Here is a 25,474-nt window from a genome sequence, read left to right as displayed (position 1 = left end):
CGCTCAATTCTCACCGCCGTGCAGGGCTGCCGGGGACGAGGCCCCGTGCAGGAGGAGCCGGGGCGGGCCGGCGCCGGGCTCCACCCCGACCGCCCAGACGTCGGTCGCGCGTCCGCCGCCCTTCCCGCCGCCGGGCAGCGCGTACGCGACCGTGCGGTCGTCGAGCCAGGCCGCCTGGTCGTCGACGCTCCGGGTTTCGGCGAGCGGGGTCTCCCGCATGGTCCGCAGGTCGAGGAGGTGCAGCCGCCAGGGTGCGGCGGGGTTGCCGGACACCTTCTTCTTGAAGGCGATCCGGGTGTTGTCGGGCGACAGGGAGGGGCATTCGGCGTTCTGCCGCAGGGCTTTCGCCGACCAGGCGCGTACGTTCCCCTCGACGAGGTGCGTGCGGCCCCCGGTGGCGACGGTGGCGTAGAAGCGGTTGTCGTCGCGGGCGAAGGTCACGCCCCAGTAGTTCACGTCGGGGGCGTGGTGGCGGCGGCCGCCGAGGGTGAGGGGGATCTGTTCGATGGAGGTGACGAGGTACCCGGTGCGCAGGTCGAGGATGGCGGTGCGGGTGGAGAACCCGCCGCCGGAGTACGAGTCCCCGGCGGCGAACACGGTCCAGGACAGCATGCGCCCGGAGGCGGACACCCGGGCCCGGTTGGGGATCCCGGGGACGGTGATCCGGCGCACCTCGCGCATCCGCCGGTCGAGCACGATGGCGTACGTCTTGGGCAGGGACACGCCCGGCGCGGCGCGCAGGCAGAGGGCGGTGCCCCCGGCGGCGTAGAACCGGTCGCAGACAGGGCCGCCTCCGGCCCCCTCCCCCGTCCCCCGGTACGCGACCCTCCCCGTGGCCGCGTCCCGGAAGTAGAGCCCCGGTGCGGTCAGCCGGAAGGCGGCGTCGGCGGCGGCCGGTTCGCCCCCGGGTCCGCGCCCGCCGGGTCCGGCCCCGCCGCGGCTGCCGGCGTGGACCACGGTTCCCACGGCCACCCCGGCGAGCAGCGCTGCGGCCGTGAGGAGGATGCCCACCCTCGTGCGCATGCGGAGGTCCATCAGTGGCATCCGTACGCCGGGCTGGTGTCCTTGGCCTTGCCGTCGGTGCCGACGTAGCTCCAGCTGTATCCGGTGTCGGTGAAGTCGAGCTTCAGGACGCCGTAGGGGCCGCTGATGCGCTTCTGGCTGTTGGGCTGGACGTTCTCGATCGGGTAGGGCTCGGCGCCGCCCATCCCGCCGACGATCTCGGTGATGCCGTCGGCGACGGCCTTGCCGTCCGGGTTCTGCGGGGCGAACCGCTCGTAGTGGTGGTCGTGCCCGTTGAGCACGAGGTCGGCCTTGGCGGCGTAGAGGATCTTCCACACGGGCTTGCTCACCGGGTCGTTGCCGTGGCCGCCGGAGGAGAACAGCGGGTGGTGCCAGTACGCGGCGATGCAGCTGCGGGTGTTGGCCGCGAGGTCGGCCTTCAGCCAGGCGATCTGGGCGCTCTGGTCGAAGGAGTTGGAGTCGAGGGCGATGAAGTGCCAGTTGCCCTCGTCGAAGCTGTAGTAGCTCTTGCCCTGCGGGTAGGCGAGGGCCCCGAAGTAGGACTTGTAGCCGGCGAGCGGGCCGGCCGGGTCGTAGGTCTCGTGGTTGCCGGGCACGGGGTGGGTGGCCGCCTTGAAGGCGCCCCAGGTCTTGTCGTAGTAGGCGCGGTAGTCGGAGAGCCGGGCGTCGTCGTACTGGTTGTCGCCCATGGTCAGGTAGAACTTCGGGTTGATCTGCCGGGCGAGGGCGGCCGTCTTCGGGTGGGCGCAGCCGCTGTCGGAGGCGGTGCACTGGGCGGCGATGTCGCCTGCGGCGACCACGCTGAAGGCGCCGGTGGGCGGGGTCCCGCCGTCCAGGGTGCCGTACACCTCGGCCTCGTGGAGCGAGTAGCCGTAGGAGGTGCCGCGTGCGGTGCCGTAGACGCGCAGGTAGCGGCCGGTGCCGGTGAGGGAGGTCCAGTCGTCCGTACCGCCGTTGCCGGCGGACTCCTGGGCGAGGACCGTCCAGGCGGCGCCGTCGGCGGAGATCTCGACGCGGTAGGCCTTGGCGTACGCGGCCTCCCAACTCAGCTTCACCCGGCTGATGTGGGCGGTGGCCCCGAGGTCCACGCGGATCCACTGGGGGTCCACGCCCTCGGTGCTGGCCCAGCGGGTGCCGGGGTCGCCGTCGAAGGCCTTCTCGGGGCCGAAGGCGGAGGTTTCGACGGAGGAGGCGGTGGCGGGCTTGCCCCGGGAGAGGAGGGGGTCGGCGGCGGCTCCGGCCCGGCCGGAGTGGGCGAGCAGCGTCCCGGCGACGAGGAGCAGGACGAGGAGCGGGAGCAGGACGGAGGAGGGCACGCGGCGCGGCGGGCGGGTGCCGGCGGCGGGGCTGCGTGCGGGACGGGGAGCGGGAGCGTTCAGGTGCATCCGGAGGACTCCTGACCTTGGACGACCACGAGCGACGGGAGAGAGCTGGGCAACTGGTACGCGAGCGCGGCCGCTGCCCGCCGTGGGGCGGGCAGGGCAGGGTGCAGCGTCGCGGCGGCCGGGTCAGAGCTCTCGCTGAGCGCGTCATGCCCGGGGGCGGGCACCGCGCCGAGCCACCGCCGGGGATGCTAGCGAATAGGAAAGTTTCCTACCAGTCCTTGGGCGGAAGCCGTCCTCATCCGCCCACCGCCGCCGCGAGCTGCCCCGCCGCGCTGTCCAGGAGCATGTCCAGCGCCACCGGGTACGCGCTGTCCTTCATCCGCGCGGCCAGCAGCGGCGCCGTGGCCGCGATGTGCGGGTAGGCCTCCGCGGGCAGGTGGGCGTACGTGGTCTCCCACAGCTCCTCGTCCGCCGCGCGGGTCTCGGCGGCCAGCGCCAGCGATCCCGCGTCGAGCGCGGCGAAGGCCAGGCTCTGGTCGATGAAGGCGTGGTAGATCCGCACCGCGGCCGGGTCGGGGAACCCGGCCGTGCGCAGCACCCCGAGCACCGCCTCGTCCGCGGCGATCTCCCGGGGGCGTCCGGTGACCCGGCTCGCGGTGAGCACCGCGGCCTGGGGGTGGGCGAGGTAGGCGCGGTGGATGCGCAGGCCGAGGTCCCGCAGGTCGCGCCGCCAGTCCCCGCAGGCCCGCCAGCCGTCGAGGGCGCGCCCGGTCAGCTCCTCGCCGATGGCGCGGGTCAGCTCGTCCATGCCGGCGAAGTAGCGGTAGAGGGTGCTGGGGTCGGCGCCCAGAGCGGCGCCGAGGCGGCGGGCGCTCAGCCCGGCGCTGCCGTGTTCGCGCAGCATGCGCAGGGCGGTCTCGACGATCAGCTCCTCGGAGAGGACGGTGCCGCTCCGGGTGGGCCGGCGCCGCCGCCGGGCGGCCTCGGGAACCACGGGCTTCGCCATCGGAACGCTCCTTCCGCTCTTATGCCAACACCATTGACGTTATCGCGGCCCCCCGGCTTTCATCACCCACCAAGGGCGCCCCCTCTCCTCTCGCCCGTCTCTCCTCCTGCCGTTTCCCGTCTCCACGGAAGTGGGTTCTGTCATGCGTGTCCTCCTCGTCGGTGCAGGTGGCGTCGGCACGGCCATCACCCGGATCGCCGCCCGCCGCTCGTTCTTCACCCGGTTCACCGTCGCCGACTACGACCTGTCCCGCGCCGAGGCGGCCGTGGCCTCCGTTTCCGCCGGCTCCGGGAGCGGGGGCGGCGGCGCCGAGTTGCGGTTCGACGCCTGCCGCATCGACGCCTCCGACGAGGCCGCCGTGACCGCGCTGCTCGCGGAGGGCGGGTACGAGGTCCTGCTCAACGCCACCGATCCGCGCTTCGTGATGCCGCTGTTCCAGGCGGCGCTGGCCGCGGGCGCCCACTACGTGGACATGGCGATGTCCCTCTCGTACCCGCACCCGGAGCGCCCGTACGAGCTGACCGGGGTCAAGCTCGGCGACGCCCAGTTCGAGCGGGCCGCGGACTGGGAGAAGGCGGGCCGGCTGGCCCTCGTGGGCATGGGCGTGGAGCCCGGGCTCTCCGATGTGTTCGCCCGTTACGCGGCGGACGAGCTCTTCGACGAGATCGAGGAGGTGGGCATCCGGGACGGCGCGAACCTGACCGTCGAGGGGTACGAGTTCGCCCCCTCCTTCAACATCTGGACCACCATCGAGGAGTGCCTCAACCCGCCGGTGGTCTACGAGTCCGGCCGCGGCTGGTTCACCACGGAGCCGTTCAGCGAGCCGGAGGTCTTCGACTTCCCGGCGGGCATCGGCCCGGTGGAGTGCGTGAACGTGGAGCACGAGGAGGTCCTGCTGGTCCCGCGCTGGGTGGACGCGAAGCGGGTGACGTTCAAGTACGGCCTCGGCGCGGACTTCATCGACAAGCTGAAGACCCTCCACGCGCTGGGCCTGGACCGGACCGAGCCGGTCACCGTGCGCACCGGGGAGGGCCCGGCCCGGGTCTCCCCGCGCGACCTGGTCGCGGCGGCCCTCCCGGACCCGGCCACGCTCGGCGACCGGATGACCGGCAAGACCTGCGCCGGTACCTGGGTGAAGGGCACCAAGGACGGCCGGGCCCGGGAGGTGTACCTGTACCACGTGGTCGACAACGAGTGGTCGATGGGCGAGTACGGCTCCCAGGCGGTGGTCTGGCAGACCGCCGTGAACCCCGTGGTCGCCCTCGAACTGCTGGCGGACGGCCGGTGGGGCGGGGCCGGTGTCCTGGGCCCGGAGGCCCTCCCGCCCCGCCCCTTCCTCGACCTGCTCACCGAGTTCGGCTCCCCGTGGGGCCTGCGCGAGCAGTAGCCGGCCCCGCGGCCGGGGCTACGGCCGGCCCGGTCCCGCGGGCGGGAAGGGGATCCCGGCCAGGACCGGGATGAGGGACTCCTCCTCGTAGTCGAGGTGGGCGTGCAGTTCGTCGGCCATGCGGTCCAGTTCCGCGAGGAAGGCCCCGGGCTCGGCGGTCGCGATGCCGCCGAGGAGCCCGAGCAGCCCGGCCTTGATGCGGGTGACGGTGCGGTGCTCCTCCCGCAGCCGGGCGAGCGGCGCGGCCAGGTGCGGGTGACTCGCCTCCAGGGCGGGGAAGACGTGGGCGTCCTCCCCGGCGTGGTGGAACTCCAGCGAGGAGCAGAACGCCAGGCAGTGCTGCCGCAGCTGGAGTCCGAGACCGGGTGCGGGCGGGCCGTCGGGCCCCCGGTGGGCGGCCCGCGCGGCGAAGTGGGCCGCGGCCTCCTCCCGTACGCGGGCCAGCTGGGCCCGCAGCCAGGTGTGGATCTCGACCAGCTTCTCGGCCATGTTCGCCGGGGCCGCGCCGGGCTGCGGGCCGGTGCGCTGGAGCACGACCACGGGCAGGATGCGCTCGGTGCCGCGCTGGTAGTCCCCGTACCCGGGGGCGGTGCGCACGGCTGCGGCGAACAGCCTGGTGCGCCGCTCCCCTTCGGCGGGCACGGCGACCGCCTCGAACTCCTCCGTGCCGAGCTCGACGCGGACCATGGGGTGGGCGAGCAGGTTGTGGTACCAGGCGGGGTGCCGGTCGGAGCCGCCGGCGGAGCCGATGACGCAGAGCGCCCCTTCGGCCCGGACGTAGCCGAGGGGGACGGTGTGCTCGGCCCCCGAGCGGGCGCCGAGCGTGGTCAGGAGGAGCAGGTCGCCGCCCTCGAAGGGGCCGCCGACCTTTCCGCCGTTGGCGCGGAACTCGTCGATGACGCTCTGGTTGAACGCGGCGAAGGAAGGGGCGGAGGAATCGGAAGAAGGCATGGGTGTGTCGGTCTCCGGACAGGTGTGCGGGAATGAGGGAGGGAAAACGGCTGCCGAAATCGGCGAGCGGGTACGCCGGGGCCTTCCCCTGTCCGGAAGGAAAACGGAAACACGGACCGAAGGACCGCGTGCGGAGGTTCTGCGCGCGGGCAAGTCCGCGCGCGGGCAACGGCCCGAAGGAATGGGAACGCACAGGGGACGGCGCGCAACGGCGCTCGGGTCTGACGCTCTAGGCGGAGTTCGAACTCATGACATCGCCCCCTGGATAAAGGTGCCGCCCGGCATCCGGCCTGCCCAATGCTCTCGGCCGGCGCCACGCAACACCTTTCCCATTACAACCGTCAACTGCGGCCGCTGTCAACGGCGATGGCCGCGCCCCGGGGCGCTCACGCCCCGTCGTACGCGCGCTGGAGCTCGGCGATGTCGAGCTTGACCATCTTCAGCATCGCGGCGGTGGTGCGGGCCGCGCGCTCCCGGTCCTCGTCGCCGATCAGGTCGAGGAGGATGCTCGGCACCACCTGCCAGGACACCCCGTACTTGTCCTTGACCCAGCCGCACGCGACGCCCTGGCCGCCGTCCGCGGTCAGCCGGTCCCAGTAGTGGTCGACCTCCTCCTGGTCGGCGCAGTGGATCTGGAAGGAGACGGCCTCGTTGAAGGTGAACTCGGGCCCGCCGTTGATCGCGACGAACTTCTGGCCGTTGATCGTGAATTCCACGAACAGGACGGTTCCGGCCGGGCCGGGGCCCGCCTCCGTGTAGTGGCCGATGCGGCCGAGGGAGGAATTCGGGAAGATCGACACGTAATGGTGCGCCGCCTCCTCGGCCTGTCCGTCGAACCACAGGCACGTGGTGAATCCGTCGGCGGAAGTGGGGGATGTCATGGCTGCCTCCTGGTGCTGCGGCTCTCCGTGGTGCCGTTATCGGCATTGGCGGTCTTATCGGGATAGACCGCCCAGCCCTCCGGAACTCATCGGTACCCACCCGAACGGCCCACTCCCGTGCACATAGCGGACGGCGGACTCCGCATTCAGGGGCGATTTCCGGCAGGGGGGATGCATTGGAGAGGATGGGCCCCATGACCGAGATCTACACCCCCCGTCTCCTGCTCCGCCGCTGGCGCGAGGAGGACCTGACCGCCATGGCCGAGATCCACGCCGACCCGGCGGTCATGCGCTGGATCGGCGACGGCTCCGTACGCGACATGGAGCAGACCGCCGCCGGGATCGAGCGGTGGGAGGACGAGTGGGACGACGAGGGCTTCGGCCTCTTCGCCGTCGAGCTCCTCGGCTCGGGTGAGCTGGCCGGGTTCACCGGGCTCTCGGTCCCCCACTTCCTGCCCGAGATGAGCCACGAGGTCGAGATCGGCTGGCGGCTGGGCCGCCCGTTCTGGGGGCAGGGATACGCCTCCGAGGCCGCGCACGCCGCTCTGGAGTTCGCCCTGCAGGACCGCGGTCTGGAGCACGTGATCAGCATCTGCCGGCCGCAGAACAGCGCCTCGCTGAACGTGATGCGCAAGCTCGGCCTGCGCCAGGAGCGGGAGACGGTCCACCCGGAGTTCGGCCACCCGCTCCTGGTCCACGGCATCGACCTCACGGAGTACGAGGCCTAGTGCTGCGAGCCCCTGCGCCCGGCAGCGTCGCCGGTCGCAGGGGCCGCACCGCACGCACCACCCCGCACCACCCGCACCGCAGGAACGAGGAACGACGCATGACCATCGAGTGGCGTTACACGACCCAGCAGGGGCTGGGAGTCCTCTCGCTGGCCGGATATCTCGGCCCGGATGCCACCGCCCGGTTCACCGGGGCGGTGGGCTGGGCGCTGGCCCGCGGCACGGGGCCCGTCGTCCTGGACCTGACCGAGCTGCGGGGCTGGTCCGACGGCGGCCGCACGGCCGTGGCCGAGGCGGCCCGGCAGCTCGCCGCGGGCGGCCGGGCCCTGGAGCTGGCCGCGGTCCCGGCCGAGGGCGCCCTCGTCCCCGACCCCGCGCACCCGCCGATCCCGGTCCACCGCGACCTGGAGTCCGCCCTCGCCCGGCACGGCGACCCGTCCGGCACGGCCCGGGAGTGGCGTACGGACGACTGGCCCGCCGACCTCTGACGGGCGGGCCCGGCGCCGTCCCGCCGGGCTGCGGCAGGGCCCGCGGCCCGCGGCCGGCCCGCGGAAAACCTCTTCGCCGGCTCCGCAACCCGTGCGTACGCTCGCGCCATGGGCACACCACTGGTCGCGATCCTCAGCGGCGCCGGCATCTCCACCGACTCGGGCATCCCCGACTACCGCGGGCCGAACGGCCTGTGGCGCAGTGACCCCGGCAAGGAGAAGCTGGTCACGTACGACGCGTACATGGCCGACCCGGAGGTCCGCCGCGCCTCCTGGCGGATGCGCCGCGAGGTCGGCGCGCTGGCGGCGCGGCCGAACGCCGCGCACCACGCGGTCGCCGGCCTGGAGCGGGCCGGGGTGGCCGTCCGCGTGCTGACGCAGAACGTGGACGGGCTGCACCAGCTCGCCGGGCTCTCGGAGCGCAAGGTGCTGGAGCTGCACGGCACGGCCCGCGCCGTGACCTGCACGCGCTGCCACGTGCGCTCGACGATGGCGGAGGCCCTGGACCGGGTGGCGGCCGGCGAGGAAGATCCGGCGTGCCGGGCCTGCGGAGGGGTGCTGAAGGCGGCGGTGGTGATGTTCGGCGAGCGCCTGGACCCGGTGGTGCTGGGCCAGGCGATGGCCGTGGCGAAGGGCTGCACCGTGTTCATCGCGGTCGGCACGACCCTCCAGGTGCAGCCCGCCGCCTCGCTGGCGGGCATCGCGGCCGAGGGCGGCGCCCGGCTGATCATCGTGAACGCCGATCCGACCCCGTACGACGATCAGGCCGCGGAGGTGATCCGGGAGCCGATCGGCACCGCGCTGCCGGCGCTGCTGGACCGGCTCGCCAGCGAGGGCTGAGCGGCCTCCTGCGGGGTGCCTTCCTTGGTGTCGGTGTGCCGGAAGACCGTGGACTCGACCGGGATGCCCCGCTCGGTGCGCAGCTGCGCCGCGAGTTCCTGGAGGACCACGGTCTCCAGGACCACCCGCGGCGCCTCGGCGCATGCCGGCAGCCGGATGGTGAAGAGGTGTTCGGCGGGCTCCACGCGGGCGGTGGCGACCAGCAGGGTGCAGTGGCCGGCCGCGGCCAGGGAGCGGGCGAGCGGGATCTCGCGGCCGGCGCCGAAGACCACGTGCAGGGTGTTGCCCGCGGACTCCATCGCCCCGTGCAGGTAGTTGCGGGTGGCGGCGGCCGTCCCCGCCATGCGGGCCACCTCGCGCAGCAGGAGGGCGCCCTCCTCTGCGGAGGCCAGCGAGGGCCCGGACCCGACCACGTCGGCGGCGACGCACAGGGCCGCGCGGTCGCGCAGGGCGGCGACGACCTCGGCGGCCTGCCGGCGGACGGCGGCGGAGCGGGCGGCGATGTGCTGCCAGCCGTCCTCGTGCGCGGGGCGTCCGGTGAGGGCGCCGGTGATCAGGTCGAGGGCGACCAGGGTTCCGGTGTAGCCGATGGTGGAGGCCTGCGAGTCGGGCTCGCTCCCGAGGTCCACCACCCGGTCGGCCAGCCTGCCGAGGGGTGAGGCGACGGCGTTGACGACGGCGGTCTTCGTCTCGTCGGGTGCGCTGCGGAAGGCGGCGAGGGTCTCTGAGCTGCGCCCGCCCTGCGAGATGGCGATCAGGGCGTCGGTGTCGAAGCCCCGGGTGCCGTCCCCGATCTCGCTGGCGAGCACGCGTTGGGCGAACACGCCGTGCCTGCGGAGCTGTTGGACGGGCAGGGCGAGGGCCGCGTACGAGGCGCCGATGCCGGTGAACAGCGGGCGGCGGGCGGTGCGCAGCCGTGCCATGCCGGGTTCGGCGAGCGTGCGGCGCACCCGTGTGGCGATGCGCTCCAGGGCGGGGCCCTGGCCGGTCTGGGCTTCGAGGAAGGTGATGCGGGATCCGGACATGCGGGATTCCTTTCGGTCGTCGGATCCGACCATGGCGCAGGCGGGGGCGGGACAGTAGGGGGCTGCGAAGGCGGCTTGGTGCATGTGACAGGCGAATGGGATCGGAAGGGGCGGCGGCCGGGGTCCCGGGGGTTCCCGGTCCCCGTGCGTCACCGGCCTCACCTGGCCGTCTCTTCGCGTCGCGGGGGCGCCGCCGTGCGCCTTGCGCGCTCCCCGACGTGCTTCCCGCGTGCTTCCGGGCGCCGTCGCGCCCGCCGCTCAGCGCCCCGTGCGGGGCGGGGCCGGCGTCGGGCCGAGGAAGGCGGGGGCGAGGGCGGAGTCCAGGAGGCGGCGGGGGCTGCCGGTGCCGTCGGCCGGGATTTCGTACAGGTCGGCGCCGAAGTCCCCGGGCAGCGCGTAGACGAGGGTGCGGTCGTCCCGCCAGAGGGGCTGGTCGTCGAGGGTGCGGGGCTCGGCCAGCGGGCGCCGGGCGAGGTCCGCGAGGTCGAGGACGTACAGCCGCCAGGGGGCGTCGGCGGGGAGGCCCGGGACCCGCTGCTTGTAGGCGATGCGCTTCTCGTCGGGCGAGAGGGAGGGGCATTCGACGTTCTCGGCGAGGGTGGTGGCGGTCCGCAGGAGCATGTCCCCGCGCACCAGGTACGTCTTCCCGCCGGTGCCGAGGGTGGCGTAGAAGTGCCGGTCGTCGGCGGAGAAGGTGACCCCCCAGAAGTTCGCGTCGGCGGCGCGCAAGGGCCTGCCGTCGTTTCGGATGGCGTACGACTCCAGGCTGGCCACGAGGCGGCCGGTGCGGGTGTCCAGGACGGAGGTGCGGGTGGAGAACCCGGCGCCGGCGTACGAGTCCCCGCCGACGAACACCGTCCACGCGGCGAACCGGCCGCTGGGCGAGACGCGGGCGCGGGTCGGGATGCCCGCGAGGGGGTGCCGGGAGACCTCCTTGAGGCGCGAGTCGAGGACGACCGCCCGGTAGGCGTCCTGGACGGCGCCCCGGACGGGCTGGAGGCAGAGGCCGGTGCCGGCTGCGGCGTGGAAGCGCAGGCAGTGCGTGCCGGAGGCGGTGCGGGGGCCGCCGGGCGAGGCCGCGGGGACGGCGGCGAGTTCGTCGCGGTGCGGCCCCCAGGCCATGTTGCGGAACACGAGGCGCGGGCCGGCGGCGGGGGCGGCGGACAGCGAGACGGGTCCCGGGACGACGACGGGCCCGCCGGCCCGGGCCCGGTCCTTCCGCTCGGCGCGGTCGGCGGCGTGGAGCACGGCGGCGGCGGAGACCGCGGCCAGGAGGAGGACGGCGGCGAGCAGGACCGGCAGCCGGTGCCGGTGGGTCATGCCGGGCCCGCCGGTTCCGCTGCCGCGGCGGGGCGCAGCCGTACGGAGAGTGCTGCGGCGGCGGCGAGGGCGGCGGCGGCCGCGGTCAGGGCGGTCCGTTCGCCCCAGGCGGTCCAGGCGGCGCCGAACGCGAGGGAGGCGGCGAACCGGGCGAGGGCCTGGCCGGTCTGCACCAGGGCGAGGCCGCCGCCGCGCAGGGCTTCGGGGACCGTGCCCGCGGCGGCGGCCATGAGGACCCCGTCGGTGGCGGCGTAGAAGGCGCCGTGGAGGAGGAGCACGGCGCAGGGCAGGGCGGGGCCGTGCCAGGGGCCGAGCAGGAGGGCGTAGCCGAGCAGCAGGGCGAGGTGGCCGCCGAGGAAGACCCGCCAGCGGCCGATGCGGTCGGCGAGGCGGCCGAGCGGGAGGGCGAGCAGGAGGAACGCGGCGGCGGTGCCGAGGGGCAGGAGGGCGAACCAGCGGTCGGCGAGGCCGGTGCGGTGCCGGAGCAGCAGGAAGACGAAGGCGTCGCTGACGGTGCACAGGCCCAGGAGCAGGGCGCAGAGGGTGATGCGGCGCAGGTCCGGGCGGTGCAGGAGGGCGAGGGAGTCGCGCAGGGACACCCGGCGGGGCCGCTCGTGCGCACGGGCCTCCTCGCTCGCGCCGGTTTCGCGGTGGGGCCGGCCGGCGGGTGGCCGGGCGCCGCCCGCCCGGCCCGCCGCTCGCCCCGGTCGCGCCGGTCGCGCCGGTCGCGCCGGTCGCGCCGGATCTCGGGGGACGAACAGGACGAGGACGGTCAGGCCCAGGGCGGCGATGCAGGCGCTGACGGTGAACACGGCGTCGTAGCCGTCGGCGGCCTGGCGCAGGATCAGGAAGGCGAGCAGCGGCCCGGCGAGCGCGCCCGCGGTGTCCATGGCGCGGTGCACGCCGAAGGCGCGGCCGCGGTCCGCGGGATCGGAGGCCAGGGAGATGAGCGCGTCGCGGGGGGCCGTGCGCAGGCCCTTGCCGGTGCGGTCCAGGGCGAGGACCGCGCCGATGGCGGGCAGGGTCTGGGCGAGGAGCAGCAGGGGCCGGGCGGCGGCGGAGAGGGCGTAGCCGAGTCCGGCCACGGTCTTGTGGCGGCCGGTGCGGTCGCCGAGGTGGCCTCCGGCCAGCCGGACCAGGGCGCCGATGCCGTTGTAGAGGCCGTCGAGGAGGCCGAAGCCGAGGGGGCTGAGGCCGAGTCCGGCGACGAGGTAGAGCGGCAGCACGGCCGAGACCATCTCGGAGGAGACGTCGGTGACGAGGGAGACCGTGCCGAGGGCGAGGACGGTGGGTGCGACGGCGGCGCGCCGGACCGGGCGGGTGCCCGGGCCGGCGTCGGGTGCCGGGGTCGCGGTGGGCGCGGGCGTGCCGCGGCTGTCGGCGACGTACATCGTCAGAGGGCCCAGATCCCCGTGATGTCCTTGGCACCGGCGGCGTTGCCCGCGTGGGTGGTGAGGCCGGCGAGGCCTTCCAGGGTGCGCAGGACGTCGTAGTGGTTGTAGGTGGTGGAGGTGGAGCTGCCCGGGATGACGGGCTGGCCGTAGAGCACGGTGGGGATCCTGTTCCCGGCGAAGCGGTTGTCCTCGTCGAAGGTGACGACGAGGAGGCTGTTGTGGGTCCTGGCCCAGTCGGCGTAGGCCTTGAGGTTGTTCTTGAGCCAGGTGTCGCCGGTGCCGACGGAGCAGTCGTGCATGTCGTTGCAGAGGTTCGGGACGACGAAGGAGACGTGCGGCAGGGTGGTGAAGTCGGTGGGGAACTGGGCCATGGTCCTGGCCGTGTCGGTGGGCACGTTCGAGAAGGCGAACCAGGGGTTGTGCTTGCGGGCGTACTTCCCGCTGCTGCACGTGGTCGAGCCCTGGGCGGGCAGCGCCTCGTTGTAGCTGGCCCAGGTCCGGCCGGCGGCGATCAGCTCGGCGGCCAGGTTGGGGGCGGAGCTGAAGCCGGGGGTGTAGCAGCTGTCGCCGGTGACGCCCTGGTTGCTGCCGGAGAACAGCTGGAGGTAGTTGGGCTGGCTGGGGTGCGTGACGCCGTACGACTGGGTGAGGCCGGCTCCGCCGGCCTTGAGGGAGTTGAGGTACGGGGCGCTGGAGCTGCCGATGACCTGGCTGTAGGAGTGGTTCTCGAAGACGACGACCACGATGTGGTCGGGTGCGGGCAGCGTGGCGGCGGCGTGCGCGGGCTGTGCGCCGCCGAAGCCGGCCCAGAGCCCCGCCGCCGCGGCGGCGGCGCAGAGGGCGGAGACGAGGACGGAGGCGAGGGCGGTGAGTCTGCGGCGGGGCCGGGTGAGCGGGGTGCCGGGCACGGCGTGACCTCCGAGGGGGTGGGGGAGGCCCGCACGGCAGGGCCCCTCGGGAGCGGGGCCGGGCGGGGCGGCTGCGGGCCGCAGGAACCGTACCGGCGGCCGGGTGCGGCGGCCAGAGCCGTGCACCCGGCCGCTGATTCTGGCCGGAATTCGCTTCTGTCCGGGGCTGCTTGGGGGACGGGGACGGCGCGGCGGTTCCGCAGGCGGCCACGGACCCGGGCTGCCGGGCGGCCGCCGAGGGGGCGCGGCGGGCGCGGCCGCGGGCAAGGGTCTGCTCAGCATCACCCCAAGAGAAGGAAAAGGAGGCAACCTCGAAGGCCTGATCGACATCCTCAGGACGGAAACGCAAGAAAAACAGCCCGAAAGCCACCCTCAAGGGCAGCAGAACAGTCCGGAGCAGTCTGAAGATGTCGTACGCACCGCACGGAGCACCCCCCGGCGCGCCTCAGGGGACACCCCACGGCGCCCCCCGCGCGCCGCAGCCGGCGGGTCCCCACCGCCGCCCGAACCGCGTCCGCCGCTGGGTGGTCGCCGGGGCCTCCACAGCCGCACTCGGACTGATCGCCTGGCAGGTCATGGCGTACTACGAGATACCCCCGTTCACCGACAAGGGCGACCCGGTCTCCTTCGGGGCCCCGGCGGACCGGGCGCCGCGCACCGGCGGCACCGCGCAGCCGGGCGGCGGGGGCAAGCGGCCCGGGAAGACCACCCGGGTGCTGATGCCGACCGGGCCGGCGGCCGACTTCAAGAACTCCATGACCCTGCCGGACGGCACCCACGTGGCCGTCACCACCTTCGACGGCAAGAAGTCCGGGTTCAGGGGCAAGGTCTGGGTCTGGGCCCCGAAGGAGTACGGCGAGAAGGAGTTCGCGGACAGCGGGTTCCCGGTCATGATCGCGCTGCCCGGCGGCCCCGGATTCCCGAGCAACTACTGGATGGGCACCGACCTGGGCCTCCAGACGAGCATCAGCAAGTGGTACCAGGAGGGCAAGAGCAAGCCGTTCCTGCTGGCCATGCCGGTGCTCAACCCGGCCCCGGACGACAACGGCATCTACTGGGACGGCTCCGACATCCCCGGCCAGCCCAAGATGGGCACCTGGCTCACCGAGGACGTCCCGGAGCTGATGCGGGAGAACTTCCGCACGATCGACTCGCGCGACGGCTGGGCCTTCATGGGCTCCTCCACCGGCGGGTTCGCGGGCCTGAAGGCCGTGCTGAAGCACCCGGACAAGTTCAAGGCCGTGATCGCCTCCGGCCCCGACATCGTCCCGGACTCCCCGCTGTGGAAGGGCCACGAGAAGGAGAAGCAGGCGAACAACCCCGAGCTGCTCGCCAAGGAGCTCATCGCCCGCAAGGGCCCCGACGTGTACCTCGCGTTCCAGGTCGGAACGAACGAGAGCAACGTGAACACGCTGCCCAACGTGAAGAAGTTCATCGCCGCCTACGGCAAGGGCCCCGTCCACACCGAGCTCAAGGTGATCCAGGGCGGCCGGCACAACGCCAAGACGTACGTGCCCGCCATGGGCGAGGGCCCGATCCAGTGGATCAGCGAGCACATGGCCGGACCGGTGTCGGACTCCTGACCACCGGCCCGGTGAACCGGTGCGGGCGCTCCGCCGCGTCCCAGGCCGGCCAGCCCGGATCGCCTTCGGTGGCGTAGCGCACCCAGGCGGCGTGCATCTCGTCCGCCAGTTCCCGGGGCACGTCCGGGCCGGCCAGCCAGGAGGCCTCGGGCACGTCCAGGGTGTCGAAGACGAACCCGAGCTCCAGGGCGTGGCAGGACCCCATGCCGGGGACGCCCGACTCCCAGGCGAACTCGTACACGTGGCAGGGCGCCGCGCCGCGGGAGCGGGCCAGCGCGCGCAGCGGGTCGCGCAGCAGGTGGTCGGTGAGGAGCTGGCCGAGCACCTCCCCCGCCCCGCGCCCGGCCGGAGCCGCCCGCCGGGCGCGCACCTCGGCCAGCCCGCGGCCGCTGCGCAGCATCCCGAACCCGAGGGCGAGCGGGCCGAGCCGGTCCAGCCGCGGGAGCAGCCCGGTGGGGGCGAGCCACAGCCGGTACTCCTCCGCGGTCCAGCCCAGCAGCAGCGGGACCCCGCGGGCCGCCCGCCCGGCCGTCAGCGCGGTCCTCGGGTCCTCGGGGAGCAGGTCCCCGTCCGTCACGATCCCGAAGGCCGGGCCGCCGATCAGCGGGCTGGACCGGCGCAGTACGGCGGCCTGCGCGGCGAGCAGGGCGGTGCGGTCCACCGCGGCGAAGGCGGCGGCCGTCGCCGGCACCTTCAGCCCGCCCGCCATCCGCCGCACCATGGCCCGGACCTTGTCCCGCGGCAGGGCCTCGGGGGCGCCGCTCTGGAGCACCGCGCGGGCGAAGAGGCCCTGGGCGCGCGGGGCGGCGAGCAGGGCGCCGATGCTGATGGCCCCGGCGGACTCGCCGAAGACGGTGACGCGGTCCGGGTCCCCGCCGAAGGCCGCGATGTTGTCGCGCACCCATTCGAGGGCGGCGACCTGGTCGCGCAGGCCGCGGTTCTGGGGGGCGTCGGGGAACACCCCGAAGCCCTCCACGCCCAGCCGGTAGTTGACCGACACCAGCACCACGCCGTCCCGGGCGAAGGCCCGGCCGTCGTAGACGGGCACGGCGGAGGAGCCTCGGGTGAGGGCCCCGCCGTGGATCCACACCATGACCGGCAGGCGCGCCGAGGGTGCGGGGTCCGGGGTCCACACGTTCAGGTTGAGGCAGTCGTCGCCCGGCACCTCGGGGTCGGGGAGCAGGGAGGCGAACGGCTCCGGGTAGGGCACCTTCGGCGCGGTCGGCCCGTACGCGGCCGCCTCGCGTGTGCCCTCCCACGGCTCGGGCGGGGCGGGCGCGGCGAACCGCAAGGGGCCGAACGGGGGAGCCGCGTACGGGATGCCGCGGAAGACGGCGATCCCGTCCTCGGTCCGGCCGCGGACCCTGCCGTACCGGGTCCTGACCACGGGCTGCGCGTTCTCCATCGGGTGCTCCCCCGGCTCCTGCGTACACATGTGCCCGCCCATCCCAGCACCGCCGGGGCCGCGGCGCCAGCTGCCCCATCGGGTGACCTCGCGTGACCTGCGTCCGGACGGGTGGTTGAGCCCGGAGGCGGCCGGGTCCGGCTCCGCCGCCATCGGCACCGCCGATCCCACCGACACCGCGAGGCTTCCATGCGTTTCCACCCCTCCCTCCTCCTGGCGGCCGCCGCAGCGGCGACGGCCGGCGCGGGCAGCGCCCACGCCGCCGGGGCGGACTTCCAGTACCTGGGGACCGACGACAAGGTGCACGTCATCCGGCACGCCGAGGGCTGCGTACCCGCCTCGGGCGGCGCGGGGCAGGGGGTGGTCAACCACTCCGGCCGGGCGGCGGTGCTGTACGCGACCCCCGACTGCACCGGGACGCCGCGGGACGTGGTGCCCGCCGGGGCGAGCAAGGTCGTCTCCGGTTTCGGCTCGGTGGAATTCCCCGTCACCAGGTAGGCCCAACGGCCGTGACCATGAGGCTCCGCCTGCGTTGTATGCCATGTCAACGCCGCGGGGCTCCCGCGGCTCTTCACCTCTCAAGGAGATCTCGATGTCGCGTATCGCGAAGGTGGCAGCCGTCACCGCTGCCGCCGGCAGTGTTCTGGCCGCCGGCGCCGGTATGGCCGCTGCCGATGCCGGAGCGCACGGTGCTGCGATCGGTTCCCCCGGCGTCGGCTCGGGCAACGTCGTCCAGGTTCCGATCCACGTTCCCGTCAACGTGTGCGGCAACACGATCAACCTGGGTGGGCTCCTGAACCCGGCGTTCGGCAACCAGTGCCTGAACGTTTCGGACCACGAGGAGAAGAGCGCCTACGGCGACTAGTCCTTGCCGGACCGGTTGTGTCACCCGGCCCCCCGTCGCAGCTGCGGCGGGGGGCCGTTGCCGTGGGGTCCGTGCGGAGCCCCCGGGCCCGGTCCCCGCGGGGGCGGACCCGCCGCCGTCAGACCTCGTAGCGGTAGATGCCCTTGTGGCTCAGGAGCTCGCCGGGGGTGGCGTCCCAGGGGGGCATGGGGTCGTCGAGGGTCAGCACCCGGCCGCGCTGGCGGTCCCAGCGGTCGAGCGGGGCGGCGGGCAGGTAGCCGGAGCGGGGGTGGCGGGCCTGCCAGCGGTCCCAGACGAGGTCCACGAAGGCGTGGTGCAGCCAGAAGACGGGGTCGTTGGGGGCGGTGCCGCCCGTCATGTGGCCGCCGATCCACTGGTGGACCTTGTTGTGGTTGCTCCACCGCTCACTGCTGTTCCTGGCCCAGCCCTCCAGCTTGTTGCGGAAGCTGCCCGAGGCGCGGGAGTCCCAGGGGGAGGCGTCGTACGCCGGCTCGTCGAGGGCCCATTGCAGCTCGGCGGCGGTGGGCAGGCTGATGGGCTTGTGGGGGCGGCCGAGGTTGCGGGTCAGGTAGACGGCCTCGGTGACGCCGACGGTGATCTCCCAGTTGCCCCGGTCGTAGGCGAAGGGGCCGGTGGCGACCTTCCGCTCGGGGCCCCGCCCGGTACCGCCCATGAAGTCGTCGGCCCAGAGGGAGGAGGCGGGGCTGCGGTCGGCGGTCCAGTCCCAGTAGGGGACGGACACCTTCGGGTCCAGGGCCTGGAGGGCCCGCTCGAACTCCAGCAGGTAGCGGCGGTGCCAGGGGAAGAACGAGGGGGACATGTGCCCCACGCGCAGGCCGTCGTCGTCGTCCGGCACGAAGTACTTGTCGTGGGTGCGGACGAACTCGTCGTAGGTGCCGTTGCGCTTGAGCTCCAGCACGGCGGCGACGAAGCGCTTGCGCTGGGCGCTCGTGAGGTTCTTCTGGTTCTGGCGGGTGTACACGCGGGCGGTTCCCCTTCCGGCCTGGGCGTGGCGGGTGGCGGCGGTCAGCCGTGGTGGGCGGGTGCGGCGGCGAGGCGGACGGTGCCGAGCTCGTCCACCGCGGCGCGGGCGAGGTCCCGCGGGCTGTCGAAGGACTCGAAGTGGTTGACCCCGCTGAGGTAGCTGCCGTCGGCGCGGCGCATGACGTGCAGGGGGCGGCCGTCGATGCGCACGTCGAGCGCGCTGCGGGCGTCCGCGGCGGCCGGGAAGGCGCTGATGTGGCGGCCCCGGTAGGTCTCCTCGAAGAGCGGGGCGGGGCCGGGGGCCGGGGCGGGGCGCGGGCCGGGGGTGGCGGCCGGGGCCACGGTGCGGCGGGAGCGCAGCACCGGGGTGAGGGCCGCGGCCGTGGCCGAGACCACGCCCGCGGTGAAGACCGTACGGAGGACTGCGCGGCGGGTGGACGTGGTGCGCGGGGGCGCGGTGCGGGGGTGGGGGCGCATGGGATCTCCTCGGTTCTCGGAAGGCCGCCTCTGCGGTCTAACGCGGGGGTGGTGCCGAGGTCACCGGGCGGCGCCGCCGCCGTTCTCCGGGGGCTCCGCCCCGGCCCCCGCGCCCCGGACTCCCCCGGCCCGGGGATCCGCCGCGCCGGGGCCCCGTCAGGCCGGGGGGCCGGGGAGGTCGGCGAGGGTGGCCACGCGGCTGCGGTGGTGGCCGGGGGTGCCGAAGGCCAGGGCGGCGGACTTGGCCCGTTTGAGGTGGACGTGGGCGGGGTGCTCCCAGGTCATGCCGATGCCGCCGTGCAGTTGGACGCACTCCTCCGCGGCGTGCACGGCCGCGTCCGAGCAGGCGGCCTGGGCCACGGCCACGGCGAGTGCGGTGTCCGGGGCGCCGGTGGCGAGGGCGTCGGCGGCGTTGCGGGCGGCCGCGCGGGCTCCGGCGATCTCCAGCCAGAGCTGCGCGAGCCGGTGCTTGAGCGCCTGGAAGGAGCCCACGGGCCGGTTGAACTGGTGGCGGCCGCGCACGTGGCGGACGGTCTCGGCGAGGCACCACTCCGCCAGCCCGAGCTGTTCCGAGGCGAGGAGTCCCGCCCCTGTCTCGAGCGCCCGCGCCAGGGCGGCCCCGGCGGCGCCGGGCCCGGCGAGCAGCTCCCCCGGGGCGTCCGCGAGGGTGACCCGGGCGAGCGGCCGGGTGAGGTCGAGGGGGACCTGCGGGGCGAGGCCGGCGTCCGCGGCCCGTACGGCGTACAGCCCGGTGTCGGCGGGGACGAGGAGGACGTCGGCGGCCGCGGCATCGGCGACCGCGGGGACCGTGCCGCAGAGGCGGCCGCCGCCCTCGTCGCGGACGGCGGCCGGAACGGGAGCGCCGGGGCCGAGGGTGAGCGGCACGGCCAGGACGCAGACCGTGGTGCCCGCGGCGAGTCCGCCGAGCAGGGCGGCCACGGCGGGGCGGGCGGTGTCGCAGCCGAGGAGGGCCGCGGCGGCCACCACGGGGCCGGTCAGGTAGGGCAGCCGGGCCGCGGACCGGCCGAGTTCCTCCAGGACCACGGCGGCCTCGCGGGGCCCGGCGCCCTGCCCGCCGAGCTTCTCGGGCACGAGGAGACCGGCGGCGCCGATGCCCCGGGCGAGGATGCGCCACAGGTCCGCGTCGTACGGGTCCCCGGCCTCGGCGCGGGCGAGGCCCGCCACCGGGTCGGCGGCCCGGTCGTCGAGCAGGGCGCGTACGGCGGCGCGCAGGTCTTCTTCGGCGGCGGTGTAGAGCAGGTCGGGGGTGGCGGTCATCGGGCCAGGTCCTTCCAGGGGAGGTCCTTGTCGTCGCGGGGTTCGGCGGGCAGGCCGAGGATGCGTTCGGCGACGATGTTGAGGAGGATCTCGCTGGTGCCGCCCTCGATGGAGTTGCCCTTGGCGCGCAGGTAGCGGTATCCGGCGTCGCGGCCGGTGAAGTCGACGTGTTCGGGGCGGCGCATCGTCCAGTCCTCGTACAGGAGGCCCTCCTCGGCGAGGAGTTCCACCTCCAGTCCGCTGATCTCCTGGTTGAGGCGGGCGAAGGCCAGCTTCATGCCGGAGCCCTCGGGGCCGGGGCGGCCGGCGGCGAGCTGCTGGCGCAGCCGTTCGCCGGTGAGCCGGGCCACCTCGGCCTCCACCCACAGGTGCAGCAGCCGCTGGTGGAGCTCGTGGGTGCGCAGGTCGGGCCGGTCCCGCCAGGTGGCGGCGACGGGGGCGATCATGCCGCCTTCGCGGGGCAGCCGCATGCCGCCGATCGCGACGCGTTCGTTCATGAGGGTGGTGCGGGCGACCTCCCAGCCCTGGCCGACGGCCCCGAGCCGGTGCGCGTCGGGGATGCGGACCCCGGTGAGGAACACCTCGTTGAACTCGGCCTCGCCGGTGAGCTGGCGCAGCGGCCGGACCTCGACGCCGGGGTCGGTCATGTCGCAGAGGAAGTACGTGATGCCCTGGTGTTTGGGCAGCGCGGGGTCGGTGCGGGCGACGAGGATGGCCCAGCGGGCCAGGTGGGCGCTGGAGGTCCACACCTTCTGGCCGTCCACGATCCAGTCCCCGCCGTCCGCCTCCCGTACGGCGCGGGTGGCGAGGGCGGCGAGGTCGGAGCCGGCGCCGGGTTCGCTGAACAGCTGGCACCACACCTCCTCCCCCGTCCACAGGGGGCGCAGGAAGCGCTGCTTCTGCTCCTCGGTGCCGTACGCGAGGATCGTGGGGGCGGCCATGCCCAGGCCGATGCCGATGCGGCGGGGGTCGTTGTCGGGGGCGCCGGCGTCGGTGAGGAGGGCATCGACGAGGGCCTGGAGGGTGCGCGGGGCGCCGAGGCCGCCGAGGCCCTCCGGGAAGTGGACCCAGGCGAGGCCGGCGTCGAAGCGGGCGCGGAGGAACTCGGTGCGGCCGGTCCGGGCGGGCGGGTGCGCGGCGAGGAACTCCTCGGTGCGGCGGCGCAGTTCCTCCGCCCCGGGGCCGGGGCCGGTGCCGGGGGCGCCGGTGCGGGGTGCCGGGCTCATCGGGGGCCGCCTGCGGGGAGGACGGCGATGCGGCCGGTGGTGGCGCCGTCGGCGAGCCGCTGGACGGCGTCGGCGGCGGCGTCCAGCGGGACCCGTTCGCTGACCAGGGGGTGGATGGCGCCGGTGGCGGCGAGCGCGGTGAGCTCCTCGTGGCAGGCGCGGACGGCGGCCGGGTCGCGGGTGGCGTACAGGCCCCAGTGCAGGCCGACGATGGAGTAGTTCTTGACGAGGGCGTGGTTGAGGGCGGGGGCGGGCACGGTGCCGCCGGCGAAGCCGACGACGAGGATGCGGCCCTCGAAGGCGATGCACTTGGCGGAGGCCGCGTAGGCCTCTCCGCCGACCGGGTCGTAGACCACGTCGGCGCCGCGTCCGCCGGTGAACTCCTTGACCCGGGCGGCGATGTCCTCGGTGCAGCGGTCGATCACGAGGTCGCAGCCGAGCTCCTCGGCCACGCGGGCCTTGGCCTTGCCGCCGGCCACGCCGATGACGGTGGCCCCGGCGGCCTTGCCGAGCTGTACGGCGGCGCTGCCCACCCCGCCCGCGGCGGCGTGCACGAGGAGGGTCTCCCCGGGCTGCAGGCGGGCGCGGCGGCGCAGGCCGAACCAGCCGGTCTGGTAGCCGATGTGGAGGGCGGCGGCCTCGGCGTCGTCGAGGGACTCGGGCGCCGGGAGCAGGGCGGCCGCGTCGGCGGTGGCGTACTCGGCGAAACCGCCGTGCGGCAGGCGGGGGTTGGCGATCACCCGGCGGCCGTCCTCGGTCTCCCCGCAGATCTCCACCCCGGGGGTGAAGGGGAGGTCGGGCCGGATCTGGTACCGGCCGCGGACCAGGAGGGCGTCGGGGAAGTTGACGTTGGCGGCGAGGACCTTCAGGCGGACCTCGCCGGCTCCGGGTTCCGGCCGGTCCACCGTTTCGAGGCGCATGGCCTCGCGGGGTTCGCCGTGGGTGTGTACTCGCCAAGCCTGCATCCGGGGCCTCCAGCCGCCGTCGAGGGACCGTACTCCGCGGCATACTAAGCGGTCGCTTGGCCTCAGGGGAACCTGCCCGTCCCACCCGCGGGTGACATCCGGCCGGAACCGGCGCGGGCCTGGCCTTCTCCGGGGGCGCGCGCTAGGGATGCGCCATGAGCGAGCCCGAGTTCCCCGCCGGATCCCCCGCCGGATCCCCCGCCGCATCCGGCCCGCCCGACGCGCCCGGCCCGCGCGACGTGTCCGGCCCGCGCGACGTGTCCGGCCCGCCCGGCCTGCCTGCTCCGCCGCCGCTCGGGGCCTGCGCCCTGCCGCCCGGTACGTACGCGGGGCGGGTGGTGCTGGTCACCGGGGGCGGCTCGGGGCTGGGCAAGGCCATCGCGGCCGAGTTCGCGCGGCTCGGAGCCGATCTGGTGATCGCGGGGCGCACGGCCGGGCGGCTGCGGGCCGCCCGCGAGGAGCTCGCGGCGCTCGGCGGCGGGCGCGTGAGCACGGCCGTGTGCGACATCCGGGATCCCGAGCGCATCGCCGAGGTGTTCGACGCGGCCGAGGCGGCCTGCGGGCTGCCCGACGTGCTGGTCAACAACGCCGCCGCCAACTTCCCCTGCCCGGCCGAGGACCTGTCCCCCAACGCCTGGCGGGCGGTCGTGGACATCACGCTGACCGGCACCTGGTTCGCCACCCGCGAGTTCGGCCGCCGCCATCTGGCCGCGGGCACCCCCGGCTCGATCCTCAGCGTCGGCGCCTCGTACGCCTGGACCGGCGGTCCGGGCTTCGCGCACAGCGCGGCCGCCAAGGCCGGGGTGAAGAACCTGGTGGAGACCCTCGCCGTCGAGTGGGGCCCGTACGGGATCCAGGTGAACGGGCTGGTGCCGGGACTCATCCCGCACCCCGACATGACCGGGGACATCCGGGCGGGGCTGGCCGGGGCCGGTCCCGCGGCGGCCGGGGCGCGGCAGCCCGCCCGGCGCGTGGGGCTGCCCCGGGAACTCGGCTGGGCGGCCACCTTCCTGGCCTCCCCCTACGCGCGCTTCATCACCGGGCACACGCTGGTGGTGGACGGGGCGAACTGGCAGCGGCGCGCGGTGGTGGCCCCGGCCGCCGTGCCGGTACGGGAGCAGCTGGGGCGGGGGCCGTTCACGGACGGCGGGTGAGCAGCGGCGGCGGGGCACATTCCGGCCCCGCCAGGGGGCACCTCCCCGAGGTAGCCGGGGAGTTCGGGGCACGGAGGTGCGGGGGCGGAGCCCCCGGAGCCCGGCGACGGGGCGGGACCGGGCGGGGCGGACGGGGCGGGGGGCGGGGGGGGCGAGCCCGGGCGCAGGACGGGGGGCCGAGCCCGGGACCGGGCGGGGCGGGGACGAGCCCGGGGGGCCGGGCAGGGCGGGGGGGCGAGCCCGGGCGCAGGGCGGGGGGCCGAGCCCGGGACCGGGCGGGGCGGGGCGTGCCCGGGGGTCCGGGCAGGGCGGGGCGGGGGCGAGCCCGGGGGGCCGGGCGGGGCGGGGGCCGGGTCAGCGGCCGCCGAACTCCGGGGGGCGGCGGGCCGCACGGGCCCCGTAGCCCTCGGCGCAGTCCTCCGAGGTGAGGGTGAGGGCCGCGGTCATCGCGGTCCGCTCCAGGGCGGCCGCCAGCTGCGCGTCGGCGAACGAGTCCACCGAGCGCTTCACCCCCTGCACGGCGAGCGGGGCGTTGGCGGCGATCTCCTGCGCCACCGCCCGCGCCTCGGCGGCGAGGGAGTCCGCCGGGACCACCAGCTGGACGAGGTTGAGCCGGTGCGCGGTGGCGGCGTCGATGCGCCGGCCGGTGAGCGCGAGGAACTTCGCCCAGCCCGCACCCGCCTCCCGGGCGATCCGCAGGTCCCCGCCGGCGTCCACGGCCACGCCCAGGCGGGTCTCGGGGAGGGCGAAGACCGCGTCCTCGGCGGCCACGCGGATGTCGGCCATGAGGGCCAGCTCGAAGCCGAAGCCGATGCAGTGGCCCTGCACGGCGGCGACCACGGGCTGCGGGAGCCGGGCGAGGACGTTGAAGCGCTCGTGCACCCAGCGGATGCCCTCGTAGTAGTTGCGGGTGCGGGCGGCCGCGGAGTCCCCGGTGATGGCGCCGCCGGGGGCGGTCACGTCGATGCCGGCGCAGAAGGCCCGGCCCTCGGCGCAGAGCAGGACGGCGCGCACGGCCGGGTCGAACCTGATCCGGTCGGCCAGCAGGCCGAGCTGGCGGCTGGACTCCCAGCTCCAGCCGTTGAGCGTGGCCGGGCGGCAGAGGGTGAGGACCGCGATCCCGTCCTCCCCGACGCGGAGGCGGATCCGCTCCTCGCCCTCTGCGATCTCCGTGCCGGTCGTGTCGATCACCGCAGCGCACCCCCGATTCTGACGATGCGTCAGGATAGGGGGCCGGGCTCAGCGGGGGAAGACCTCGAAGGGCACGGCGGGCCGGCCGCCGAACCGGGCCGCGGTGCGCTCGGCGGTGCCGGCGAGGAAGGTGCGGCAGTACTCCTCGGGGTCCTGGTCGGTGAGCCCCTCGATGTACGCGCGGTGCTCCAGCAGGGACCGTACGGAGCGCTCCAGACCGGCGGTGGCGTCCGCGGCGTGGGTGGGCGAGGGGGAGTTGGCGACGGCCACCCAGCGCACCCCGCCCCACGGCTCCAGCCCCTGCTCGGCGAGCTCGGGGAAGATCCACCGGTTGCCGGCGTCGGCCGCCGCGTCGAGGACGGCCCGGCCGACGGCCCGGTGGTCGGGGGTGTTCCAGAAGCCGCCGGGGCCCGGCCCCCAGGTGTCGCGGTGGTTGAGGGTGACGAGGAGTTCCGGGCGGTGCCTGCGGATGGCCGCGGCGATGTCCCGGCGCAGGGCGGTGCCGTACTCCAGCACGCCGTCGCGGTGGTCGAGGAACTCGACCGTCTGCACCCCGACCACCGCCGCGCTCGCCCGCTGTTCGGCCTCGCGCAGCGGGGCGCAGACCTCCGGGGCGAGGCCGTCGATACCGGCCTCGCCGCGGGTGGCGAGCAGGTAGACGACCTCGCGGCCGCCGTCGGTCCAGTCGGCGATGGCGGCGGCGCAGCCGTATTCGAGGTCGTCGGGATGGGCGACGACGGCGAGGGCGCGCTGCCAGTCCGTGGGCATGGGTTCCAGCTGGTCGGTCATGATCGAACGATAGGCGATGCGGGGGTGGGGGCCTGCGAACGGGCGCTGGGCGAGGGCGAGATGACCCCGCCCTGCCTCTGCTTCCCACCCCACGAGGGGCGGCTGCTCGCCGGGCGGGGCCAAATCCAGCCCCTCCGGCGCTTGAGGAGCGGGTCCGGGCAGAGCCCGGTGCCCGGCGCCAGCCGGGTTGCTCTTGGGGCTCCGCCCCAAACCCCGCGCCTCAAACTCCCCCAGCCCCAGGGGGTTGGGAGGTACCCCCTGGCGAGGCTGGAAGTTTCCCC

Annotated in this window: 25 protein-coding genes; 8 read left to right on the top strand and 17 right to left on the bottom strand. The window is 75.0% G+C overall.

Features of this window, described 5'->3' with window-relative positions; genetic code table 11:
• Positions 1–3 precede the first annotated feature (3 nt).
• The 3 genes from ACZ407_RS24080 to ACZ407_RS24070 form a co-directional block, all read right to left on the bottom strand.
• Positions 4–1,023 carry a TolB-like translocation protein gene (locus tag ACZ407_RS24080; RefSeq protein ID WP_468131507.1) on the bottom strand — a complete coding sequence of 340 codons (1,020 nt, stop codon included), beginning with the start codon at positions 1,021–1,023 and terminating at the stop codon, positions 4–6.
• An 11-nt stretch (positions 1,024–1,034) separates the two neighbouring features.
• Positions 1,035–2,408, bottom strand: coding sequence for a discoidin domain-containing protein (locus ACZ407_RS24075; RefSeq protein ID WP_468131505.1), 1,374 nt, complete (start codon positions 2,406–2,408; stop codon positions 1,035–1,037).
• A 235-nt stretch (positions 2,409–2,643) separates the two neighbouring features.
• A complete protein-coding gene (locus tag ACZ407_RS24070) occupies positions 2,644–3,354 on the bottom strand; it encodes a TetR/AcrR family transcriptional regulator (protein WP_468131503.1) in 711 nt (236 codons plus the stop codon).
• 142 nt (positions 3,355–3,496) lie between these two features.
• Between ACZ407_RS24070 and ACZ407_RS24065 the strand changes: the two genes are divergently transcribed.
• A complete protein-coding gene (locus ACZ407_RS24065) occupies positions 3,497–4,741 on the top strand; it encodes a saccharopine dehydrogenase family protein (RefSeq protein WP_468131501.1) in 1,245 nt (414 codons plus the stop codon).
• An 18-nt stretch (positions 4,742–4,759) separates the two neighbouring features.
• Here ACZ407_RS24065 and ACZ407_RS24060 read toward each other — a convergent pair whose 3' ends face one another.
• Together ACZ407_RS24060 and ACZ407_RS24055 are read right to left on the bottom strand one after the other, a co-directional pair.
• Positions 4,760–5,692 (bottom strand): nitroreductase/quinone reductase family protein, encoded by a 933-nt coding sequence (locus ACZ407_RS24060; RefSeq protein ID WP_468131499.1) that lies wholly within the window; start codon positions 5,690–5,692, stop codon positions 4,760–4,762.
• Between the two features lie 386 nt (positions 5,693–6,078).
• Positions 6,079–6,573 (bottom strand): VOC family protein, encoded by a 495-nt coding sequence (locus ACZ407_RS24055; RefSeq protein ID WP_468131497.1) that lies wholly within the window; start codon positions 6,571–6,573, stop codon positions 6,079–6,081.
• Positions 6,574–6,767: 194 nt separating this feature from the next.
• Here ACZ407_RS24055 and ACZ407_RS24050 point away from each other — a divergent pair, with 194 nt between their 5' ends.
• The 3 genes from ACZ407_RS24050 (at position 6,768) to ACZ407_RS24040 (ending at position 8,629) form a co-directional block, all read left to right on the top strand.
• Entirely contained in the window at positions 6,768–7,301 is a 534-nt protein-coding gene (locus ACZ407_RS24050; protein WP_468131495.1) for a GNAT family N-acetyltransferase, read from the top strand.
• 98 nt (positions 7,302–7,399) lie between these two features.
• Positions 7,400–7,789 carry an STAS domain-containing protein gene (locus ACZ407_RS24045; RefSeq protein WP_468131493.1) on the top strand — a complete coding sequence of 130 codons (390 nt, stop codon included), beginning with the start codon at positions 7,400–7,402 and terminating at the stop codon, positions 7,787–7,789.
• 108 nt (positions 7,790–7,897) lie between these two features.
• On the top strand, positions 7,898–8,629 hold the full coding sequence (locus ACZ407_RS24040; protein ID WP_468131491.1) for an SIR2 family NAD-dependent protein deacylase: 732 nt from the start codon (positions 7,898–7,900) through the stop codon (positions 8,627–8,629).
• On the opposite strand, the gene ACZ407_RS24035 is transcribed toward ACZ407_RS24040, so the two are convergent.
• The 4 genes from ACZ407_RS24035 to ACZ407_RS24020 all read right to left on the bottom strand — a co-directional run bounded on the left by ACZ407_RS24035 (position 8,551) and on the right by ACZ407_RS24020 (position 13,276).
• Positions 8,551–9,654, bottom strand: a complete 1,104-nt coding sequence (locus tag ACZ407_RS24035) for an SIS domain-containing protein (RefSeq protein ID WP_468131489.1) — start codon at positions 9,652–9,654, stop codon at positions 8,551–8,553. The two genes, ACZ407_RS24040 and ACZ407_RS24035, sit on opposite strands and share 79 nt — an antisense overlap.
• A gap of 258 nt (positions 9,655–9,912) precedes the next feature.
• Positions 9,913–10,974: a TolB-like translocation protein gene (locus tag ACZ407_RS24030; RefSeq protein WP_468131487.1), complete on the bottom strand. Its 1,062-nt coding sequence runs from the start codon at positions 10,972–10,974 to the stop codon at positions 9,913–9,915.
• The gene (locus ACZ407_RS24025) at positions 10,971–12,365 is read right to left on the bottom strand and encodes an MFS transporter (protein WP_468131485.1); all 1,395 of its coding nucleotides are present in this window, start codon (positions 12,363–12,365) and stop codon (positions 10,971–10,973) included. Before ACZ407_RS24025 ends, ACZ407_RS24030 begins: the two co-directional genes overlap by 4 nt.
• A 2-nt stretch (positions 12,366–12,367) precedes the next feature.
• Entirely contained in the window at positions 12,368–13,276 is a 909-nt protein-coding gene (locus ACZ407_RS24020) for an alkaline phosphatase family protein (protein ID WP_468131483.1), read from the bottom strand.
• 524 nt (positions 13,277–13,800) lie between these two features.
• Here ACZ407_RS24020 and ACZ407_RS24015 point away from each other — a divergent pair.
• Positions 13,801–14,859, top strand: a complete 1,059-nt coding sequence (locus tag ACZ407_RS24015; RefSeq protein ID WP_468131481.1) for an alpha/beta hydrolase — start codon at positions 13,801–13,803, stop codon at positions 14,857–14,859.
• Here the strand turns inward: ACZ407_RS24015 and ACZ407_RS24010 are convergent.
• On the bottom strand, positions 14,822–16,264 hold the full coding sequence (locus ACZ407_RS24010; protein WP_468131783.1) for a carboxylesterase/lipase family protein: 1,443 nt from the start codon (positions 16,262–16,264) through the stop codon (positions 14,822–14,824). The genes ACZ407_RS24015 and ACZ407_RS24010 overlap by 38 nt on opposite strands.
• Before the next feature lie 189 nt (positions 16,265–16,453).
• On the opposite strand from ACZ407_RS24010, the gene ACZ407_RS24005 reads away from it, so the two are divergent.
• Together ACZ407_RS24005 and ACZ407_RS24000 are read left to right on the top strand one after the other, a co-directional pair.
• Positions 16,454–16,762 carry a hypothetical protein gene (locus ACZ407_RS24005; RefSeq protein ID WP_468131480.1) on the top strand — a complete coding sequence of 103 codons (309 nt, stop codon included), beginning with the start codon at positions 16,454–16,456 and terminating at the stop codon, positions 16,760–16,762.
• A 94-nt stretch (positions 16,763–16,856) separates the two neighbouring features.
• Positions 16,857–17,129 (top strand): chaplin, encoded by a 273-nt coding sequence (locus tag ACZ407_RS24000; RefSeq protein WP_468131479.1) that lies wholly within the window; start codon positions 16,857–16,859, stop codon positions 17,127–17,129.
• Positions 17,130–17,247: 118 nt separating this feature from the next.
• Here ACZ407_RS24000 and ACZ407_RS23995 read toward each other — a convergent pair whose 3' ends face one another.
• The 5 genes from ACZ407_RS23995 to ACZ407_RS23975 form a co-directional block, all read right to left on the bottom strand.
• Positions 17,248–18,111 (bottom strand): tyrosinase family protein, encoded by an 864-nt coding sequence (locus tag ACZ407_RS23995; RefSeq protein WP_468131478.1) that lies wholly within the window; start codon positions 18,109–18,111, stop codon positions 17,248–17,250.
• Between the two features lie 44 nt (positions 18,112–18,155).
• Positions 18,156–18,590, bottom strand: a complete 435-nt coding sequence (locus ACZ407_RS23990) for a tyrosinase family oxidase copper chaperone (RefSeq protein WP_468131477.1) — start codon at positions 18,588–18,590, stop codon at positions 18,156–18,158.
• Positions 18,591–18,746: 156 nt separating this feature from the next.
• Positions 18,747–19,868, bottom strand: a complete 1,122-nt coding sequence (locus tag ACZ407_RS23985) for an acyl-CoA dehydrogenase family protein (RefSeq protein WP_468131476.1) — start codon at positions 19,866–19,868, stop codon at positions 18,747–18,749.
• A complete protein-coding gene (locus ACZ407_RS23980) occupies positions 19,865–21,094 on the bottom strand; it encodes an acyl-CoA dehydrogenase family protein (RefSeq protein ID WP_468131475.1) in 1,230 nt (409 codons plus the stop codon). Before ACZ407_RS23980 ends, ACZ407_RS23985 begins: the two co-directional genes overlap by 4 nt.
• Positions 21,091–22,059 (bottom strand): NADPH:quinone oxidoreductase family protein, encoded by a 969-nt coding sequence (locus ACZ407_RS23975; protein WP_468131474.1) that lies wholly within the window; start codon positions 22,057–22,059, stop codon positions 21,091–21,093. The genes ACZ407_RS23980 and ACZ407_RS23975 overlap by 4 nt, the downstream gene beginning before the upstream one ends.
• Before the next feature lie 155 nt (positions 22,060–22,214).
• Between ACZ407_RS23975 and ACZ407_RS23970 the strand changes: the two genes are divergently transcribed.
• The gene (locus ACZ407_RS23970; RefSeq protein ID WP_468131472.1) at positions 22,215–23,213 is read left to right on the top strand and encodes an SDR family oxidoreductase; all 999 of its coding nucleotides are present in this window, start codon (positions 22,215–22,217) and stop codon (positions 23,211–23,213) included.
• A gap of 354 nt (positions 23,214–23,567) precedes the next feature.
• Here the strand turns inward: ACZ407_RS23970 and ACZ407_RS23965 are convergent, their stop codons facing one another.
• The gene (locus tag ACZ407_RS23965; RefSeq protein WP_468131470.1) at positions 23,568–24,404 is read right to left on the bottom strand and encodes an enoyl-CoA hydratase/isomerase family protein; all 837 of its coding nucleotides are present in this window, start codon (positions 24,402–24,404) and stop codon (positions 23,568–23,570) included.
• A gap of 48 nt (positions 24,405–24,452) precedes the next feature.
• Complete coding sequence (locus ACZ407_RS23960; RefSeq protein WP_468131468.1) at positions 24,453–25,193, bottom strand: PIG-L deacetylase family protein; 741 nt, start codon at positions 25,191–25,193, stop codon at positions 24,453–24,455.
• Positions 25,194–25,474: the final 281 nt, after the last annotated feature.

The sequence above is a fragment of the Streptomyces sp. NPDC030809 genome (assembly GCF_055572195.1).
The sequence above is the reverse complement of the archived record's forward strand: the minus strand, read 5'-3'. Positions and strand labels throughout refer to the sequence as shown.